13 protein-coding genes and 1 tRNA gene are annotated in these 16,110 nt (G+C 71.2%); 8 read left to right on the top strand and 6 right to left on the bottom strand.

The window, feature by feature from the left end; all coding sequences use genetic code 11:
* Positions 1 to 33: 33 nt before the first annotated feature.
* Positions 34 to 774 (bottom strand): hypothetical protein, encoded by a 741-nt coding sequence (locus AB0K52_RS05495; protein ID WP_363526535.1) that lies wholly within the window; start codon positions 772 to 774, stop codon positions 34 to 36.
* A gap of 283 nt (positions 775 to 1,057) precedes the next feature.
* Positions 1,058 to 1,672: a hypothetical protein gene (locus tag AB0K52_RS05490; RefSeq protein ID WP_363526532.1), complete on the bottom strand. Its 615-nt coding sequence runs from the start codon at positions 1,670 to 1,672 to the stop codon at positions 1,058 to 1,060.
* A 130-nt stretch (positions 1,673 to 1,802) separates the two neighbouring features.
* On the opposite strand from AB0K52_RS05490, the gene AB0K52_RS05485 reads away from it, so the two are divergent.
* Together AB0K52_RS05485 and AB0K52_RS05480 are read left to right on the top strand one after the other, a co-directional pair.
* Positions 1,803 to 3,536 (top strand): N-6 DNA methylase, encoded by a 1,734-nt coding sequence (locus AB0K52_RS05485; RefSeq protein WP_363526530.1) that lies wholly within the window; start codon positions 1,803 to 1,805, stop codon positions 3,534 to 3,536.
* A 572-nt stretch (positions 3,537 to 4,108) separates the two neighbouring features.
* A complete protein-coding gene (locus tag AB0K52_RS05480; RefSeq protein WP_363526527.1) occupies positions 4,109 to 4,966 on the top strand; it encodes a hypothetical protein in 858 nt (285 codons plus the stop codon).
* Positions 4,967 to 5,005: 39 nt separating this feature from the next.
* Here AB0K52_RS05480 and AB0K52_RS05475 read toward each other — a convergent pair.
* Positions 5,006 to 5,082 (bottom strand) — tRNA-Thr (locus tag AB0K52_RS05475).
* A gap of 465 nt (positions 5,083 to 5,547) precedes the next feature.
* Between AB0K52_RS05475 and AB0K52_RS05470 the strand changes: the two genes are divergently transcribed.
* The 5 genes from AB0K52_RS05470 to AB0K52_RS05450 all read left to right on the top strand — a co-directional run bounded on the left by AB0K52_RS05470 (position 5,548) and on the right by AB0K52_RS05450 (position 9,259).
* Complete coding sequence (locus tag AB0K52_RS05470) at positions 5,548 to 6,135, top strand: hypothetical protein (RefSeq protein ID WP_363526524.1); 588 nt, start codon at positions 5,548 to 5,550, stop codon at positions 6,133 to 6,135.
* A gap of 63 nt (positions 6,136 to 6,198) precedes the next feature.
* Positions 6,199 to 7,014 carry a hypothetical protein gene (locus tag AB0K52_RS05465; RefSeq protein ID WP_363526521.1) on the top strand — a complete coding sequence of 272 codons (816 nt, stop codon included), beginning with the start codon at positions 6,199 to 6,201 and terminating at the stop codon, positions 7,012 to 7,014.
* 36 nt (positions 7,015 to 7,050) lie between these two features.
* The gene (locus tag AB0K52_RS05460) at positions 7,051 to 7,659 is read left to right on the top strand and encodes a CDP-alcohol phosphatidyltransferase family protein (protein ID WP_363526517.1); all 609 of its coding nucleotides are present in this window, start codon (positions 7,051 to 7,053) and stop codon (positions 7,657 to 7,659) included.
* Positions 7,659 to 8,621, top strand: coding sequence for a phosphatidate cytidylyltransferase (locus AB0K52_RS05455; protein WP_363526515.1), 963 nt, complete (start codon positions 7,659 to 7,661; stop codon positions 8,619 to 8,621). The genes AB0K52_RS05460 and AB0K52_RS05455 overlap by 1 nt, the downstream gene beginning before the upstream one ends.
* Positions 8,618 to 9,259, top strand: a complete 642-nt coding sequence (locus tag AB0K52_RS05450; protein WP_363526512.1) for a lysophospholipid acyltransferase family protein — start codon at positions 8,618 to 8,620, stop codon at positions 9,257 to 9,259. The genes AB0K52_RS05455 and AB0K52_RS05450 overlap by 4 nt, the downstream gene beginning before the upstream one ends.
* Before the next feature lie 57 nt (positions 9,260 to 9,316).
* Here the strand turns inward: AB0K52_RS05450 and AB0K52_RS05445 are convergent, their stop codons facing one another.
* The 3 genes from AB0K52_RS05445 to cysS form a co-directional block, all read right to left on the bottom strand.
* Positions 9,317 to 11,902 carry an Hsp70 family protein gene (locus AB0K52_RS05445; protein WP_363526509.1) on the bottom strand — a complete coding sequence of 862 codons (2,586 nt, stop codon included), beginning with the start codon at positions 11,900 to 11,902 and terminating at the stop codon, positions 9,317 to 9,319.
* 296 nt (positions 11,903 to 12,198) lie between these two features.
* Complete coding sequence (gene rlmB, locus AB0K52_RS05440) at positions 12,199 to 13,209, bottom strand: 23S rRNA (guanosine(2251)-2'-O)-methyltransferase RlmB (protein ID WP_363526506.1); 1,011 nt, start codon at positions 13,207 to 13,209, stop codon at positions 12,199 to 12,201.
* 103 nt (positions 13,210 to 13,312) lie between these two features.
* Entirely contained in the window at positions 13,313 to 14,710 is a 1,398-nt protein-coding gene (gene cysS, locus AB0K52_RS05435; protein ID WP_363526503.1) for a cysteine--tRNA ligase, read from the bottom strand.
* Positions 14,711 to 15,122: 412 nt separating this feature from the next.
* On the opposite strand from cysS, the gene AB0K52_RS05430 reads away from it, so the two are divergent.
* A complete protein-coding gene (locus AB0K52_RS05430) occupies positions 15,123 to 16,103 on the top strand; it encodes an ATP-binding cassette domain-containing protein (RefSeq protein ID WP_363526500.1) in 981 nt (326 codons plus the stop codon).
* The last annotated feature ends 7 nt before the right edge of the window (positions 16,104 to 16,110 follow it).

Genomic DNA, 16,110 nt, shown 5'->3' with positions numbered 1-16,110 from the left:
GCGCGCCAGGCCGGGCCGGAGCCCGGCAGGGTCCTACTCGAGGCAGAAGACCGAAGCGGTGCGGCCGAACTGGTCCTCGGCCGGGTAGTAGCGCGAGCCGGTGCACTCGGCGGCGAGGGCGTCGACGTCGGCGGTCTCCCACTCGGCCTGCGGGATGTCGATCACGGAGGTGATCACGGCGTCGCCCGCGGCGCAGTCGATGGTGCCGAAGTTCCACTGGGTGGTGGCGGTGAGGGTGCACTCGCCGCCGGCGGCGGGCACGGTCGGGGTGACGCCCTCAGAGCTGACGTTGCCCAGGGCCTCGACGCAGAAGACGTAGTCGACGGCGTACGTGGTCTGGTCGTAGATCATGCTCCAGTCGGTCCAGGTCGCGCCCGGAACCTGCGCGCCGACGGTCTCGCCGCACAGGTCGAAGATCGCCTGGGGGTCCTCGACGCCGGAGCCGTCGGCCGTGGCGGTGAGGCCCGGGTCGGCCTCGATCTGGGTGATGGTCCAGAACGCGGTCGGGTCGGAGCACTCGACGGCGAAGATCGACGGGTCGGCGCTGATCATCTCTTCGGGGAGGCAGTCGCCGGCCTTGGCGTCCGCCACGGCGTCGACCTGCTCGTTGCTGACCTCGTTGTCGGTCGCGCTGTCGGAGGCGGCGTCCTCGAGGATGCCGCAGCCGGAGAGGGCGACGCTGCCCGCGAGGGCGACGCCGCCGACGGCGAGGAGTCGGCGGATGGGACCGAAGGTCTCGGTGTTGAGGTTCATGAGCTGCTTTCTGTGGGTCACCGCCTGATCGGGTCCGGCGGCGCTTAGGGAATTCAGCGCGACACTATGGGAGAGATTCAACTACCGAGACGGCAGGGATCGTCACCTCGCCGGTCGTCACACTGCTGACCTGGGATTTCATGCCGTTCCGGGAACCTCGGAGCGGCTTGGATGGCGAGGATCACATCGGTTGCAATTCGGTCAAGCCGCGAGGGGCCGCAACTGATCTCGCCGGTTGCCTTGGGAGGCAAAGGAGGACGCGGGTTCCGCCCAATGGTCACCGCGTCCTCCGGCTCGGGGGTACTCAGCCGATCTCGACGAAGTACTGGGTGCCGTCGAAGCTCAGGATGTCCTCGAAGTACAGGAGGTAGGTCTCGGCGTCGGCCGGGACCTCGACGCAGGCCGAGCCCGCGGAGGCGCCGCCGCCGGAGACGTCCGGCACGAGGGTGATCTGGTCTTCGACGGTGTTCATGCAGTCGATGCTGTCGTAGAAGGTGCCGTCGGCCCAGACGCCGAAGGTCACGTCGAGCCACAGCGAGCCGGTCTCGGTGCCGTTGTAGGTGCCTTCGAGGGTGACCAGGCTCTGCTGGAAGCCGTCTGCCGGGGCCGCGTTGAAGTCGTCGGCCGCGACGATCGCGTCGGTCGCGTCGAGGGTGGCCGTGGGGGTCACGGTCCAGTCGCCGACATCGAGGGTGGAGCCGGCCGGGAGCGGGGCCTCGGGGCTGGTGCCGTCGCCGGCCGCGCCTTCGGCGGCGTCCTCTTCCGCACCCGCTTCGTCGCCGGCCTCCTCTGCGGCGTTCGACGTGTCGCCCGAGCCCGTGTCCTCACCGCTGCAGGCGGAGAGGGCCGCGAGGGCGATGAGGGCGGCTCCGGAGGCGGCGAGGAGGCGCTTCGAGATCTCGGGGAATTCGAGGTTCATGGTCTACCTTCTGTGGAATGGTGTTCGTAGTTCAGATCTTGTGAACTCACTTCACGAGATTAGTAGACTGTGTCGAGCCTCCGCAACGCGGGGTGGGTTACGATTCGATAAATCAAGACAGGGGAGCCCCATGACCACCCGTGACACCGGTTCCGGCGAGACCATCACGCTGACCGACCTGGCCCGACTCGCGGGCGTCGGCCGCAACGCCGTCAGCAACTGGCGCCGCCGCGAGAGCGACTTCCCCGCCCCCGTCGACGAATCGGCCCGCCGCTCCCGCTTCTCACTGCGCGAACTCGAGGCATGGGCCGGACGGCACGGCCGGGTCCTCCACGTCACCGGCGCCGACCGCCTCTGGTTCTCCCTCGCCGGATCGCACCCCACCGCCGAGGCCGCGCTCGGCGCGGTCGCCGCGGCCTTCGGCGCCGGCGGCGATCCCGCGATCGCCAAGGAGCTCAAGGACTTGGCCCGCGAGACGCCCGCCTCGGCGCTCTTCGAGTTCTTCATCGAACGCGCCCGCGAAGCCGCCGGCACCGGCGTCCCGCCGGGCATCGCGCCGCTGGCGGACATCGCCGCCGTCGTCACCGCGGACACCGCGACCCCGAGTGTCCACGACCCCGCCTGCGACGAAGGCGACCTCCTCGCCGAGACCGCCCGCCGACTCGGCCGCTGCCGCGTCCTCAGCGGCCAAGACCTCTCCGCGCCCCGCGCCGCCATCGCCGAACAGCGCCTGCGCCTGCTCGACGAGGGCGCGGACGTGGTTGCGCGCGTGGGCGATTCGCTCCTGCAGCCCGTGCCGGGCGAACGGTACGACCTCGTGGTGTGCGACCCGCCGTTCAACGTCAAGGACGGCGGCGCGAACGAGTACGCGGTCGGCGACGACCCGCGCCTCGCCTACGGCACCCCGCCGCGCACCGAACCCGAGCTCGCGTGGGCGCTCCACTGCGTCGCGCTCCTCGCCCCCGGCGGCCACGCGGTCGTGCGCATGCCCGCCCAGGTCGCGCACCGCCGCACCGGGCGGCGCATCCGCTCCGAACTCCTCCGGTGGGGCGCGCTGCGCGCCGTCGTCGACTCTCCCGAAGCCAAGGCGCACATCTGGATCCTCGCGCCGCGCGGCGAGACCACGCAGCTCCTCGTCTCCGGCGGCGGCGACTTCGCCGAGGCCTGGCGGTCCTTCACGGCCGCCCCCGACGCGCCGCTCGCGACGGCCGACTCGACCACCGTGCCGCTCATGCGCCTGTGGGACGAGGACGTCGACATCTCCCCCGCCGTGTACCTCGCCAGCGCGGGCGGCGACGCGGCGAGCCTGGCCGAGGCCGTCGCCGGTCTCGGCGGGCGCCTCGACGAGCTCGCGCGACACCCGTTGCCGCGCTTCGGAACCGGAGCGGAGGAGAGCGCGCCGGAGACGAGCCTGGCGGACCTCGAGCGCGACGGGCACCTCATCATCACGCCGGGCACTGCCGACTCCACGGCTCCGCAGGCGGTCGCCGGGGCCGGCGACGTCAGGTGCGTCATCGTTGACCCGGTCGGCGAGCCGCAGGTGCGGCTCGGCCGGCGCGGCGACGCCACTGAGACGCAGTGGACGGTCAGTTGCGAGCCGACGGTCGACCTCGGCTGGATCGCGGCCGCGCTCGCGGCCCGCCTCCCGACGGCGACCAAGCGGACGGCGACGGGCGCGAAGCGCCGGCTCCTGTCGGTGAAGATCCCCCGACTGACGTTGGCGGACCAGCAGCGGCGGGGCGCCGCGTACGCGGCCCTCGAAGACCTGCGGGCGACGCTCGCCAACGCGGAAGCCGACGCGGCGGCACTCGCGGCGGAGGCGGCGGCGGGCCTGGTCTCTGGCGCGGTGACCGTGGAGGAATAGCGGCGGCGGAGAGCGCCCGCGGGGCGCGGCCGCGGCGGCCGCGAGGCCGTACGGGCGGTCCCGGGTACCCTCCCGATCCCACCTTCACCACTACCGATGAAAAGGACACCCTCCCATACGGGTACGACATGGGGCACTGACCTACGAAAACGATTGAAGGTGGTGCCGGCGGGCCGGATGACTTACCGTCGGAAGTGTCCGCCTCGCCCGTCGAAAGGCGCATTATGGACCGCGCTGCAACGCCCGAACCGTCTAAGTCCGAGCCGACCGACACGGCGCCGCTGGAGCGGGAACCGCGCCCCAACGAGCCGTCGGAGTCGCCCACACCTCAAGCGCCGGGCGGCGAACCGCGCCATGCGCCGCCACCGGAGCCGACCGCACCCGAAGCACCGGCCGCCGCTCGGCAATCCCGCGGCACGGCGCCTCCGGAACCGCCCGAGTCCGAGCCGCATGGCGCCGAACCACGGCACGCGGCGCCCCCGGAACCGTCCGCGCCCGAATCGCTCAATGCCGCTCCGGAACCGCGGCGTGCGGGACCGCCGGAACCTCCTGGCCCGGGAGCCGGTGCCGCCGTGTCGGCGCCGAAGCCGCGCACGCCCGTGGCGGTCCTCGTCGCGGTCGTGATGCTGTGGCTGTTCGCGGTCGCGGCGGCATGGGTCACGGTCGTGTCCACTGTGGCGACCGCGTTCGAGGTGAGCGCGCGCTACGCGGGCGCGTGGAGCCCGTTGGCGTTCGTGGAGCCGGTGCTCGTCGCGACCGTCGCGGCCGCGTGCGGGATGCTCGCGGTCAAGGTCCGCAGCGGCCGGGACTGGGCCCGGCGGGTCGTCGTGATCGTGAGCGCGTTCGTCCTCGCCGCCGCGGTCATGACCGGGGCCGCGCTCAATGCCGGGACCGGCGCGGTCGCCGCGCTCCTGTTCGCGCTGCTGCTCGTCCTCCTGCTGCTGCGGCCCGCCCGCGACTGGTGCGACTGCGACGCGCCCCGCCACAGCCCCAAGGCCGCCAGCGCCGCGCACCCGCCCCATCAGGTCCTGGTCTCGCTCCTCATCCTCTGGACCGCCACCGGCATCGCCCTCCACCTCGGCGCGAACGGCCTCCTCGACCGGGCGGGCGACGAAGTCCGCCTCGCCGCCGACAGCGCGGCCTGGACGGCGGGCGCGGTCATGCTCCTCGCCATCGTCCACGCCGCCTTGAACATCGGCTTCTCTTTCCACCGCAACTGGGCCCGCTGGACGACCATCGCACTCACGGCCGCCTACACGATCTGGCTCCTGATCGCCGCCACGCGCGACCTCGCCGCGAACGGCCCCGGCCCCTGGCTGATCCTGGCCCTGCTCGGCCTCATCACGCTCGCCCTGACCTGGTCGCTCGCGAGCGCGGACTCCCGGACCTGGTGCCGCCGGGAGACGACCGGCCCTCATCTCGAGAACTGAACGGGGGCAAAGAAAAAGCCCGGCCGATGGGCCGGGCGATGGAGCCGGTGACAGGACTCGAACCCGCAACCTGCCGCTTACAAGGCGGCTGCTCTGCCAATTAAAGCTACACCGGCTGGTCAGCACCGTTTTCGCGGAGCGCCGTAACGAGTCTACTGGACGGGTTCATCCGACACGATACGGCTGAACCGCGCCCTCGCCCGACCGGGTTTCATAAGATTTGCCACCACCGGCAAATATCTTGTTCGCTGGTCAAATGGCATCGTCAGCCGCAACCGGAACGCGGTGGTCTTGGATCGGACCAGGCTCGAGCCCTCCGCCGTGACCAGAGCGGTTCGCGTCCTCGAACGCCTCGACCTCGTCGAGGAGCTGAAACCGATCACCGCGACGAGGCCTCAAACTGGTCACTCGGCGGACATCTACGAGCAGGCGTAGCCGCTTTCGCGCATCGTCCGGTTGGTGGAAACCTAGAAAAAAGCGGGGTGTATCGGGCACGGGTGCGGGGGTTCGTTGTGGGAACCCTACAACGATGGCACGATTCTGGTAACTGTGCGCTTGCGTTCGGTTGCGAGACTGGTTCCATGAACACCGCATCGAACACCGTCGACCGCACCGGTCGCACCAAAGCCGTCGTGATCTGGGCGCTCGCGCCCGTGGTCTGGTTCCTGCTCTTCCTCGCCGCGCTCTACTCGGGGTTCGGGGATCCCGCGTGGGCGGTGACCATCGCCGTGGTCCTCGCGCTGCCCGCGCCGTGGCTGCTGTGGACGGCGTGGCGGATGCCACGGCCCCGCGTGGACACGTACGTCGCCGAAGGCGGCGCTCTGCTGTCGGGGTTGATCGCCCTCTACGCCACCGTGCTGGCCTTCATGATCGGTCGGGAAGGGCCCGCGCCGATCGCCCTCGTGGTCATCTTCCTCGCCGCCGCGGCCGTCTTCATCGCCGCCGCCGTGCCGCTCCCGGGCAGGCGGATCGCGTACGGGTTCGCCGCGCTCTCCTGCGCGACCGTCGGCATCGGGATGCGGGTGCTGCACTCGGAGACCTCCTACTACCCGGGCATCGACTGGGCGACGACGGACGAGCTGTTCGCCTGGGCGTTCCTCGGCCTGCCCGCGCTCGGCGCCCTGCTCCAGCTCCTGTGGTGGCTGCGCCGCCGGAACCGCACCGCCTGACGACCGCCGGGGCCGCGCCCCTCGCGGCCCCGCCCGCTCACTCCCACCCCTGAAGGAGTCCCGATGACCACCCTCCCCTCCTCCCGGCTGCGCCGCCACCCCGAGATCGTCGGCGGCCCGCTCGTCGCCCTCCTGTTCCTGCTGTCCTTTCTGGTCAGCAACCCGCCGGTGCAGACCTGGCTGCTCGGCATCGGCCCCGACGAGTACGGCGATCCCGACGCCGGCCCGGCGGTCGTCCTGTGCGCGCTCGCGATGGCGGTCGCGGTAGCCGTGGCGTTCACCTCCGCCAGCACCGCCGCGCGGGCGGTCGCCTGGCTGACGGTGCCGGCGTCGCTGGCCGCCGCGACCTGGTACTGGTTCATGCTCGCCTACTACGGCACGGACCTCGACGGCGTCACAACGCTCTCCAAGGTGCTGGTCTGCTGCATGGCCGCCGCACTGCCGGTGCTGTTCCTCGTGGTGTGCTGGCGCTCGCCGCGCCCGCAGTTCGCGACGTACGTCGCCGAGGCGGTCCTGCTGCTGATCATCGGGTGGGCGCTCGCGGTCGTCATCGAGCAGTTCGGCGGGCTCGAAGCCGAGGCCGGGGAGCGGCAGACCGGCGCCGTCCTGATCTTCCTGGGCGCGGCCGCGTACTTCGGCGTCGCGACCTGGCTGGTCCGCACCCGGCGGCTCTTCTACGGCGCGTGCGTTCTCGCCTGTCTCGTCGTCGCCGCGTGGGGGACCGCCGGCGGCACGACCGCCACCGGCTCCTACGAAGGCTCCCCGATCCCGGTCGTGCACCCGCTCCTGCACGCGGCCGCCTGGTCCATCCCCGCCATCGGCGCGCTGCTGCAGATCGCCTGGCACGTGCGCGCCAGAGTCCGCGCCGTCACCGCCTGAGGCCTCACCCCCGCACCCCGTCAGAAAGGCCCGTCCATGCCCTCCGTGTACCAGTTGAAGCCCGCGTTCCAGCGGGCGCTCAGACCCGTCGTCGGCGGCCTCGCCGCCGCAGGCGTCACCGCGAACGCGGTCACCGCGGCCGCCGCGGTGCTCTCGATCGGCGTCGGCGCGGCCGTCGCTCTCGGGTCCGACCAGACCTGGCCGCTCGTCGCGGTCCCGGTGTTCCTGTTCGTCCGCATGGCGCTCAACGCGATCGACGGGATGCTCGCCCGCGAGCACGGCCAGCAGTCGAGGCTCGGCGCGATCCTCAACGAACTCGGCGACGTCGTCTCGGACGCCGCCCTGTACCTGCCGTTCGCGCTCGTCGCCGGGTTCGAGCCGGCGCTGGTGGTCGCGGTCGTGGTGCTCGCGGTCGTCAGCGAGATGACCGGCGTCGTCGCCGTCCAGATCGGGGCGTCGCGGCGGTACGACGGCCCGATGGGCAAGAGCGACAGGGTGGTCGTGTTCGGCGCGCTCGCCCTCTGGGCGGCGTTCGGGAGCCCGGCCGCATGGGTCGGGACGACCGCGCTCGCGGGAACCGGACTGCTGCTCGTGCTCACGGTCGTCAACCGCGCCCGCAACGCGCTCAAGGAAGGTGCCCTCTGATGAGCTTCGGCTTCCAGCCGGTCGTCGCGACCGCGCTCGCCGGCATCGCCGGCATCCTCATCGTCGCGAGCGTACTGATCGCGCTGCTGCGCAAGCGGCTTCCCGAGGCGCTGCGCACCGAGCTGGTGCAGCGGGTCAAGTCGTGGTGGGTGATGGCGGCGGTGTTCGCCGCCGCCATCCTCGTCGGGGACGTGGTGTCGCTGGTGTGCTTCGCGCTCCTGTCGTTCCTGGCGCTCAAGGAGTACCTGTCGCTGATCCCGACCCGGCGCGCCGACCGGCGCGTGATCTTCTGGGCCTATCTCGCGATCCCGGTGCAGTTCACCATGATCGGTCTCGGCTGGTACGGCGTGTTCATCATCTTCGTGCCGGTGTACGTGTTCCTGCTGCTGCCGTTCCGCATGGTCCTGGCCGGGGAGACCGCGAACTTCGTGCGCGCCGTCGGCACCCTCCAATGGGGCATGATGGCGATGGTGTTCGCGATCGGGCACCTCGCGTACCTGCTGGTGCTGCCCGACGAGGTCAACCCGAGCGTCGGCTCGGTCGGCCTCGTGCTGTACCTGGTGTTCCTCACCCAGTTCAACGACGTGCTGCAGTTCGTGTGGGGCAAGCTCCTCGGCAGACGCAAAGTGGTGCCGCAGGTGAGCCCGGGCAAGACCGTCGCGGGGCTCGTCGGCGGGGTGGCGACCACGATCGTGCTGGGGTGGGCGCTGGGGCCGTGGCTGACACCGATGAACTGGTGGCAGTCGCTCATCGCGGGCGCGATCATCGGCGTCTCGGGCTTCGCGGGGGACGTCACGATCTCGGCGCTCAAGCGGGACCTCGGCGTGAAGGACACCGGGAGTCTCCTCCCGGGCCACGGCGGGATGCTCGACCGGGTCGACAGCCTGATCTTCACCGCGCCGCTGTTCTTCCACTACATGTGGTTCCTGTACTACTCGCCGACCGCGCAGGGGCTGCTGTGAACGCGCTGAACAAGGTCCTGCGGCTGGTGTTCTTCGCCGTGATCGTGCGGGCGGTCGTGCTGCTCGTGATCGGCCTGAACGTGCGCCACCGCGAGCGGCTGCCGATCGACGGCCCGGCGGTGATCGCGGGAAACCACAACAGCCACTTGGACACGATGGTCATGATGAGCCTCATGCCGCTCAGGTCGCTCGCGAAGGTGCGTCCGGTCGCCGCGGCGGACTACTTCCTGCGCAACGGGTTCCTCGCCTGGTTCTCGCTGCGGATCATCGGGATCGTCCCGATAGCGAGGCAAGGAGGGGGCGATCCCCTCGCCTCATGCCGGGACGCGCTGGAGCGCGGGGAGATCTTGATCTTCTTCCCCGAGGGCTCGCGCGGGGAGCCGGAGCGGTTGGCGCGCTTCAGAGGCGGCATCGCGAAGCTCGCCGCCGCGAGCCCGGAGGCGCCGGTCGTGCCGGTGTACACGCACGGCCTCGGGAAGGCCCTGCCGAAGGGGCAGGCGCTGCTCGTGCCGTTCTTCGCCGACGTGTTCGTGGGCGAGCCGCTGCGCGCGGGCGACGTCGAGGGCGATTTCCTCGCGGCCTTGCGCGAGCGCATGGAGTCGCTGCGCGGCGAGGGCGTGTTCGCGCCCTGGGAGTGACTCCGGCTGGAAGTCGGCCGGGGCCGCGGCGATCCCTGCGCGGCCCCGGTTTCCCGTCTAAGCGTCCCGGAACGAGAAGACCTGCATGCCTTCGGGAGTGAGGCACGACAGGCGGGTCTCGCTCGCGTCGCAGGTGAAGACCTCGAGGTCGGTGCGCAGGGCGGTGCGCGTGCCGTCGCGGCCGAGGCCGATCACGTTGCCGGTGCTGACGCCGAACCCGGACCCGGCGGGCCAGGCGAGGGCGCTGCCGCCGTCGACGGCCTCGAAGTCGTTGTCGCCCACATCGTTGTTGACCTTGTCGAAGCCCTTGTCGTAGATCTCGGTGCGCACGTCGTCGCCCTCGTAGTACTCGACCATGAGGCGGTTGCCCAGCGGCGCGATGTTGCGGTACTCGCGGTCGTCGAAGACGTGGACGACCTTCTCCTTGTCGGGGTTGTAGATCCGCCAGGTGTAGACGTCCGTCGCGGACTCGACCGGCTCCCGCACGCACACCAGCGCCTCGCCGCAGGCCTTCACCTGGTCGGGCGCGGGCGTGTCGGACTCGACGAACTCGCTGTCGAAAGCGGTCAGCTTGTCGTCGATGTCGTACACGTTGAGGTCGTAGCCGGTCTCCTTGTCGACCGCGACGTACAGCAGGTTGTCCCAGCCGAAGTACAGGTCGTCGACGGTCTCGATCTCCTTCTCGGCCACGGTCTCCCCGGACTCGAGATCGTAGACGTGCACGACGTTGTCGCTGGTGACCGCCCAGACGCGGCCGTTGCCGTTGGCGCGCATCGACGGCTCCTCGATGTCCTCGGGCGTGCCCACGAGATCCCAATTCGACACGGTGACGCCTTCGTCGACGTTGCCGAGCTCCCAGCCGGCCACCTTCTCGCCGTCGCCGTCGTACACGGTGAACGTGTTGCCGCCCAAGGGGGCCAGCACCAGGAAATCGCCCGATCGGGCGGCCTTGCCGTCGGTGCTGCCGACCGTGTTGCTGATCTCGCCGTTCTTCCAGTCGAGGAAGTAGTACCGGTACTCGCCGGCCGCGACCTCCTGCGAGAAGGCCATGAGGTCTTCGGAGACGTAGAAGTTGCCGTCCCAGCCGCCGCCGGGCACGACCACGTCGTTGTCCCACAGCGACTTTCCTGAGCCGGTGTCGAGGGCGCGCAGGTGCAGCTCCTCGCCGCTCGGGTCCGTCGAAGCGGTCGTGTAGGCGAACAGCGCCCGGTCGTCCCAGGCGCGCACCTGGTAGATGCCGTCGTTCGGCTCGGCGGCGAACGCGGTGGCGTCGCCGACCGGCGCGAGCTCGTCGTCGAAGGGCTTCTGCTTGTACGGGTTGGTGAGCCACCACCAGCCGATCGGGAGCACGATCGCCAGGACGACCACGGCGGCCGCGATCGCAATCCACTTCGGAGGAATCTTCCGCTTGGGCGGCTCGGGTTCGCCGCGGCGCAGAGTGACCGTCTCGTCCGTGCCCGGGGTGACGGGCGGGAGGCTGCCCGACCGCAGCGGCGGCGGCGACAAGTGCGGGGCCGTGGGCGACTGCGGCGGCGTCGGCGGCACCTGGACCGGCGGCGTCACCGGTGCGGGGCTCGCGAACGCGAGCGCGGCGCCCTCGCTGACGGGCAGTTCGGGCTGCTCGAGGACGGTGGGCGCGAAGCCGAGCGCTTCGTGGAGCATCTTGGACACCATGGGCATCCGGCTCGAGCCGCCCACGAGGAAGAGCCCCGCGAGCTGGTCGGGGCGGCGGCCGGTGAGGCCGAGGACCCGCTGCGTCTCGCCGACCGCGCGCGACAGCAGCGGCCGCGACAACTGGTCGAGCTCGCCGCGGGTGAGGTGCAGGGACTGGGCCATGTCCGGCACCGTCACCGGCGCGACCGAGGAGCGCGAGAGCATCTCCTTCGCCGCGCGCACCTCCTCCCACAGTTCGCGGCGGTTGCGCATTTCGCTGGCGCCGCTGGGGTTCTCGAGCCGCTTCCAGATGTCGGGGTCGCGCTGCTTCACCGTCTCGCCGATGTGCGCGACGAGCGCCGCGTCGAAGTCGAGGCCGCCCAGGTCGGGCAGGCCGCCGTCGGCGAGCACCCCGAACGAGCCGTCCGGGCGGCGCTCCAGGACCGCGATGTCGAGCGTGCCGCCGCCGAAGTCGAACACGGCGAGCGCCTGCCCCGGCCGCATCGGGTGGGACAGGCGCGACGTGTAGTAGTGCGCCGCCGCGACGGGTTCGGTGAGGATCTTGACCGGCCGGTACCCGGCCTTCGCGGCCGCGTCGTGCAGCGTGGCGCGGCGCTGCTCGCTCCACGCCGCCGGGCAGGTGAGGACAGTGTTCGGCAGGTGCCCGACCGACTCCACGGCGGTGCGGGCGACCCGGCCGAGGATCGCGGCGAGCGCGGCCGCGACGGGCACGTCGCGGTCGCCCAGGAGCATGGTGCCGTCGGCGATGCGCTGCTTGGGGTTCGGCTCGAACCGCTCGGGCGCGGTGAGCGCGAGCCGCTCGGCGTCGCGTCCGGTGTGGATGATCCCGCCGGGGTCGAGGAACACGGCCGAGGGCATGACCGGGGAGCCGTCGAACAGCAGCGGCCGGGTGCGGCCGTCGGGCCACACCAGCACCGCCACGGTGTGGGAGGTGCCGAGGTCGACGCTCAGGAGGTATTCAGCCGGCATGTGGTCGCAGCTCCGGGGGCGCTAGGGGGTGTTTCCGGGCACCCTGCGGCCGCCGGGGGTCGGTGGACTCCCCTTTGGTGCAGGGTCGTTCCAGGTTAGTCGGGCGCGGCGAATCGCGCGGTCACGGGATGACCGATTGTGCTCGGCCGCGACGCGGGTGTCTCGGTACAGCGGGCACGACGAACACCGGTCGTCGTGCGAATTCTTGACCCCCGGTCAGAACCCTGGCATGGGGGTACGACAGTTCCGGGCCGCTCGGCTCTGGCGCGTGAGCGACGACACGGACGGGCGGCGGTTCAGCGGCGCTGGCGCTGGACTTCGGCGAGGGCGATGGAGGCGGCGACGGAGGCGTTGAGCGACTCGACCTCGCTGGAGATCGGGATGCCCGCGCGGTGGTCGCAGGTCTCGGCGACGAGCCGGGAGACGCCCTTGCCTTCATCGCCGACGACGATGAGGAGCGGGTCGGTCGCGACGGGCAGGTCGAAGACGTCGACGTCGCCGCCGCCGTCGAGGGCGACGGTCATGAACCCGGCCTGCTGGCAGGCCTGGATGGTGCGGGTGAGGTTGACGACCTTGGCGACGGGGAGCCGCGCGGCGGCGCCGGCCGAGGTGCGCCAGGCGACGGCGGTGACCGAGGCGGCGCGCTTGGACGGGATGATGAGGCCGTGCCCGCCGAAGGCCGCGGTGGAGCGGATGATCGCGCCGAGGTTGCGGGGGTCGGTGACGCCGTCGAGGGCGACCAGGAGCGGCGCGGTGCCGGAGGTCTGGCTGATCTTCAGGAGCTGCTCGAACTCGGCGTACTGGTACGGCTCGATCTGGAGGCCGATGCCCTGGTGGAGGGCGTTGTTGGTGCGGCGGTCGAGGTCGCGGCGGGCGAGTTCCTTGATGGGGAGGTCGCGGTTGCCGGCGAGGCGCACGGACTCGGCGACGCGGTCGTCGAGCTCGGTGCCGAACGCCACGTAGAGGGCGGTGGCCGGGACCTTGGCGCGGAGGGCCTCGAGGACGGGGTTGCGGCCGAGGATGAGCTCGGGCTCGTCGTCGCGGCGGCGGGTCGCGGACCCGGCGGGCTTGGACCGGCCGATGTTGCTGGTGCGGCCCTCGGAGGCGGCCTTGGCGCGCTCCTTGGCCTGCTTCCACTGGGTCTTCCGTGGCTTGTCGTCGCCCGTGTACTCCTTGTGCCAGGGGCGGTCCTCGGCTTTGAGGGTGCGCCCCTTGCCGGCCAGGCCCTTCTTGCCGCCGCCGGAGCCGATCTTCGGTCCGGCTTTGGAGGTCTTGCGGCGGTTCGGGTGTCCACCCTTGCTGCTCATCGGTCTCGGTTCCCCAGGTCTTCGTCGGTTGCTCGCGGCGGCTCGGCCCGCACCATGCCGGTCCGGGCGGTCGCACCGCCGCCGGTCGTGTTCGGGCTCGCGCCTAGTCGACTGTCCACACGGGACCGCGAGGGGTGTCCTTGACGGTGATGCCGGCGTGCGCGAGCTCGTCGCGGATGCGGTCGGCAGCCGCGTAGTCCTTGCGGGCCCTGGCCTCGGCGCGCTGTTCGAGCGCGAGCTTCACCAGCGCGTCGACAGCGCCGTGGAGCTTCGCGTCCCCCGGGTCTTCCCAGTGCGGGTCGAGCGGGTCGAGGCCGAGCTGGTCGAGCATAGCTCGGACACCGCCCGCGATGCTGGTCGCGGCCGTGTCATTCCCCGCATCGAGGGCGGTGTTCCCCTCGCGGGCCATGTCGTGGATCGCGGCGATGGCCGCGGGTGTGTTCAAGTCGTCATCCATCGCGTTGACGAAGTCGGCGGTCAGCGCGCCGCCGATGGTCGCCTCGGCGCCGAGCGATTCGGCGGCGCGGTGGACGAAGTTCGACAGCCGCTCCCAGCCGGTCTTGGCCTCGGCGAGGAGGTCCTCGGAGAACTCGAGGGGGGAGCGGTAGTGCCCGGTGGTGAGGTAGTAGCGGATGTCGGCGGGGCGGAAGCCCTTCTCGCCGAGCGAGGCGACGCTGAGCGTGTTCCCGAGCGACTTGCTCATCTTGGTGCCCGAGAGGTTGAGCAGGCCGCCGTGGATCCAGAAGTTCGTGAAGTCGAGGCCCGCGCCGCGCGACTGGGCGAGCTCGTTCTCGTGGTGGGGGAACATGAGGTCGGTGGCGCCGCCGTGGATGTCGAACCCGTCGCCGAGGTAGCGGCGGGCCATCGCGGAGCACTCGATGTGCCACCCGGGGCGGCCGCGCCCCCACGGGGAGGTCCAGGCGGCGTCCTCGGGCTCGCCGGGCTTGTGGGCCTTCCAGAGGCCGAAGTCGCGGGAGTCGCGCTTGTCGCCGGTGTCGGGGCTGGAGAGCATGTCCTCGGGGCGGCGGTTGGAGAGCTCGCCGTAGTCGGCCCAGGAGGACACGGAGAACCAGACGTTGCCCGACTCGGTGGCGTAGGCGTGGCCGCGTTCGACGAGCTCCGAGATGAGGTCGATGATCTCGGTGATGTGCCCGGTGGCGCGCGGCTCGTAGGTGGGCGGCTCGACGTTGAGGGCGGCGTAGTCGCGGCTGAGCTTGCGCTCGTTCTCGTACGCGATGGACCACCACGGGCGGCCCTGCTCCTCGCCGCGGACGAGGATCTTGTCGTCGATGTCGGTGACGTTCCGGACGTACGTGACGTTGTAGCCGGTGCGGCGCAGCCAGCGGATGAGCATGTCGTAGGCGACGCCGCCGCGGAGGTGCCCGATGTGGGGCGGCCCCTGGACGGTGAGCCCGCACAGGTACACGCCGACTTCGCCGGGCTTCCGGGGCTGGAAGTCGCGAACGGATCGGGTACCGGTGTCGTACAGTCGCAGGCTCACCCGGCAAGTCTAAACAACCTGGCCACGCCCGAACCCCGCCCCGGCCCGCGTGTCCGGCCCGCACCCGACCGTGTCCTCCCTCACGGCCCCATCCGTTCACCCCCGAACCTGTCGCACCCCTGCGGCAGAGTTGTCGCCTGCGCCGATTGACGGCTCGCAAGCGTCGCCGAGACCGGGCTCGAAATTCGCGAAACGACCGGTGTCCGGCGTGCCCGCCCTCGGCGAATCCTGCGAGCCGTAAGTGCGCGTAGTACCCCGGTACTGTCCCCGCCCCTGCGCTCCTCCCCTGGCAGGAGGCGGATCTCCGTCCGCAAGCCGGTGCGCGCGCCGGCTCCGTCCTCATAGACTGACCGCGTCCTCGGGACCCCGTCCCGCCCGCCGCCCGCGTACCCCTCAGTCCGATTGGAGCCTGATGATCACTGCGAAGGGCTTGTACAAGCGATACCGGAAGACCGTCGCGGTCGACCACCTGTCGTTCGACGTCCGGCCCGGCGTCGTCACCGGCTTCCTGGGCCCCAACGGGTCCGGAAAGTCCACCACCATGCGGCTGATGCTCGGCCTCGACCACGGCGAGGGCCAGACCCTCTTCGACGGCGAGTCGTTCACCGACATCCGCCGCCCGATGAACAAGGTCGGCACCCTCCTCGAGGCGAAGCCGTTCCACCCCACCCGCTCCGCCCGCAACCACCTGCGGATGCTCGCCAGCGCCAACGGCATCGGCGACAAGCGGGTGGACGAGGTCATGGAGCTCGTCGGCCTCGCCACCGTCAAGCGCAAGAAGCCGAAGGGCTACTCGCTGGGCATGGCCCAGCGGCTCGGGCTCGCGCAGGCGCTGCTGGGCGACCCGAGGATCCTGCTGCTGGACGAGCCGACGAACGGCCTCGACCCGCACGGCATCCACTGGATGCGCGACATGCTCAAGCACCTGGCCGCCGAGGGCCGCACCATCTTCGTCTCGAGCCACCTGCTGTCGGAGATGCAGCTGATGGCCGACGAGCTGGTGGTGATCGGCCGCGGCACGATGCTGTTCAACGGCGTGGTGGACCAGTTCGTGCGCGAGTTCACCCAGTCCACGGTGATCGTGCGCAGCCCGAGCGCGGCGGCGTTCACGACCGCGCTCGAGGGCGCGGGCGCCCAGGTCGCCCAGGGCAAGGAAGGCGAGCTCGTGGTCTCCGGCATGGAGATCGGGGCGGTCGGGCACCTGGCGTTCACCGAGCACGTGGAGCTCGCCGAGCTGTCCACGCGCAGCGCCTCGCTGGAGGAGGCGTTCATGTCCGCCACGGGCGCTTCCGAGGAGTTCGTGGCGGCCGAGCCGATCGCCGCGGTTCCCGCCGCGCCCGCTCCTTCGACCCATGCCCCTTCGACCTCGACCGGCGGTGCCGACCATGCTTGACGCCCTT

It is taken from the genome of Glycomyces sp. NPDC049804, assembly GCF_040674615.1.
Classification (GTDB): Bacteria; Actinomycetota; Actinomycetes; order Mycobacteriales; family Micromonosporaceae; genus Glycomyces; species Glycomyces niveus.
The sequence above is the reverse complement of the archived record's forward strand: the minus strand, read 5'-3'. Positions and strand labels throughout refer to the sequence as shown.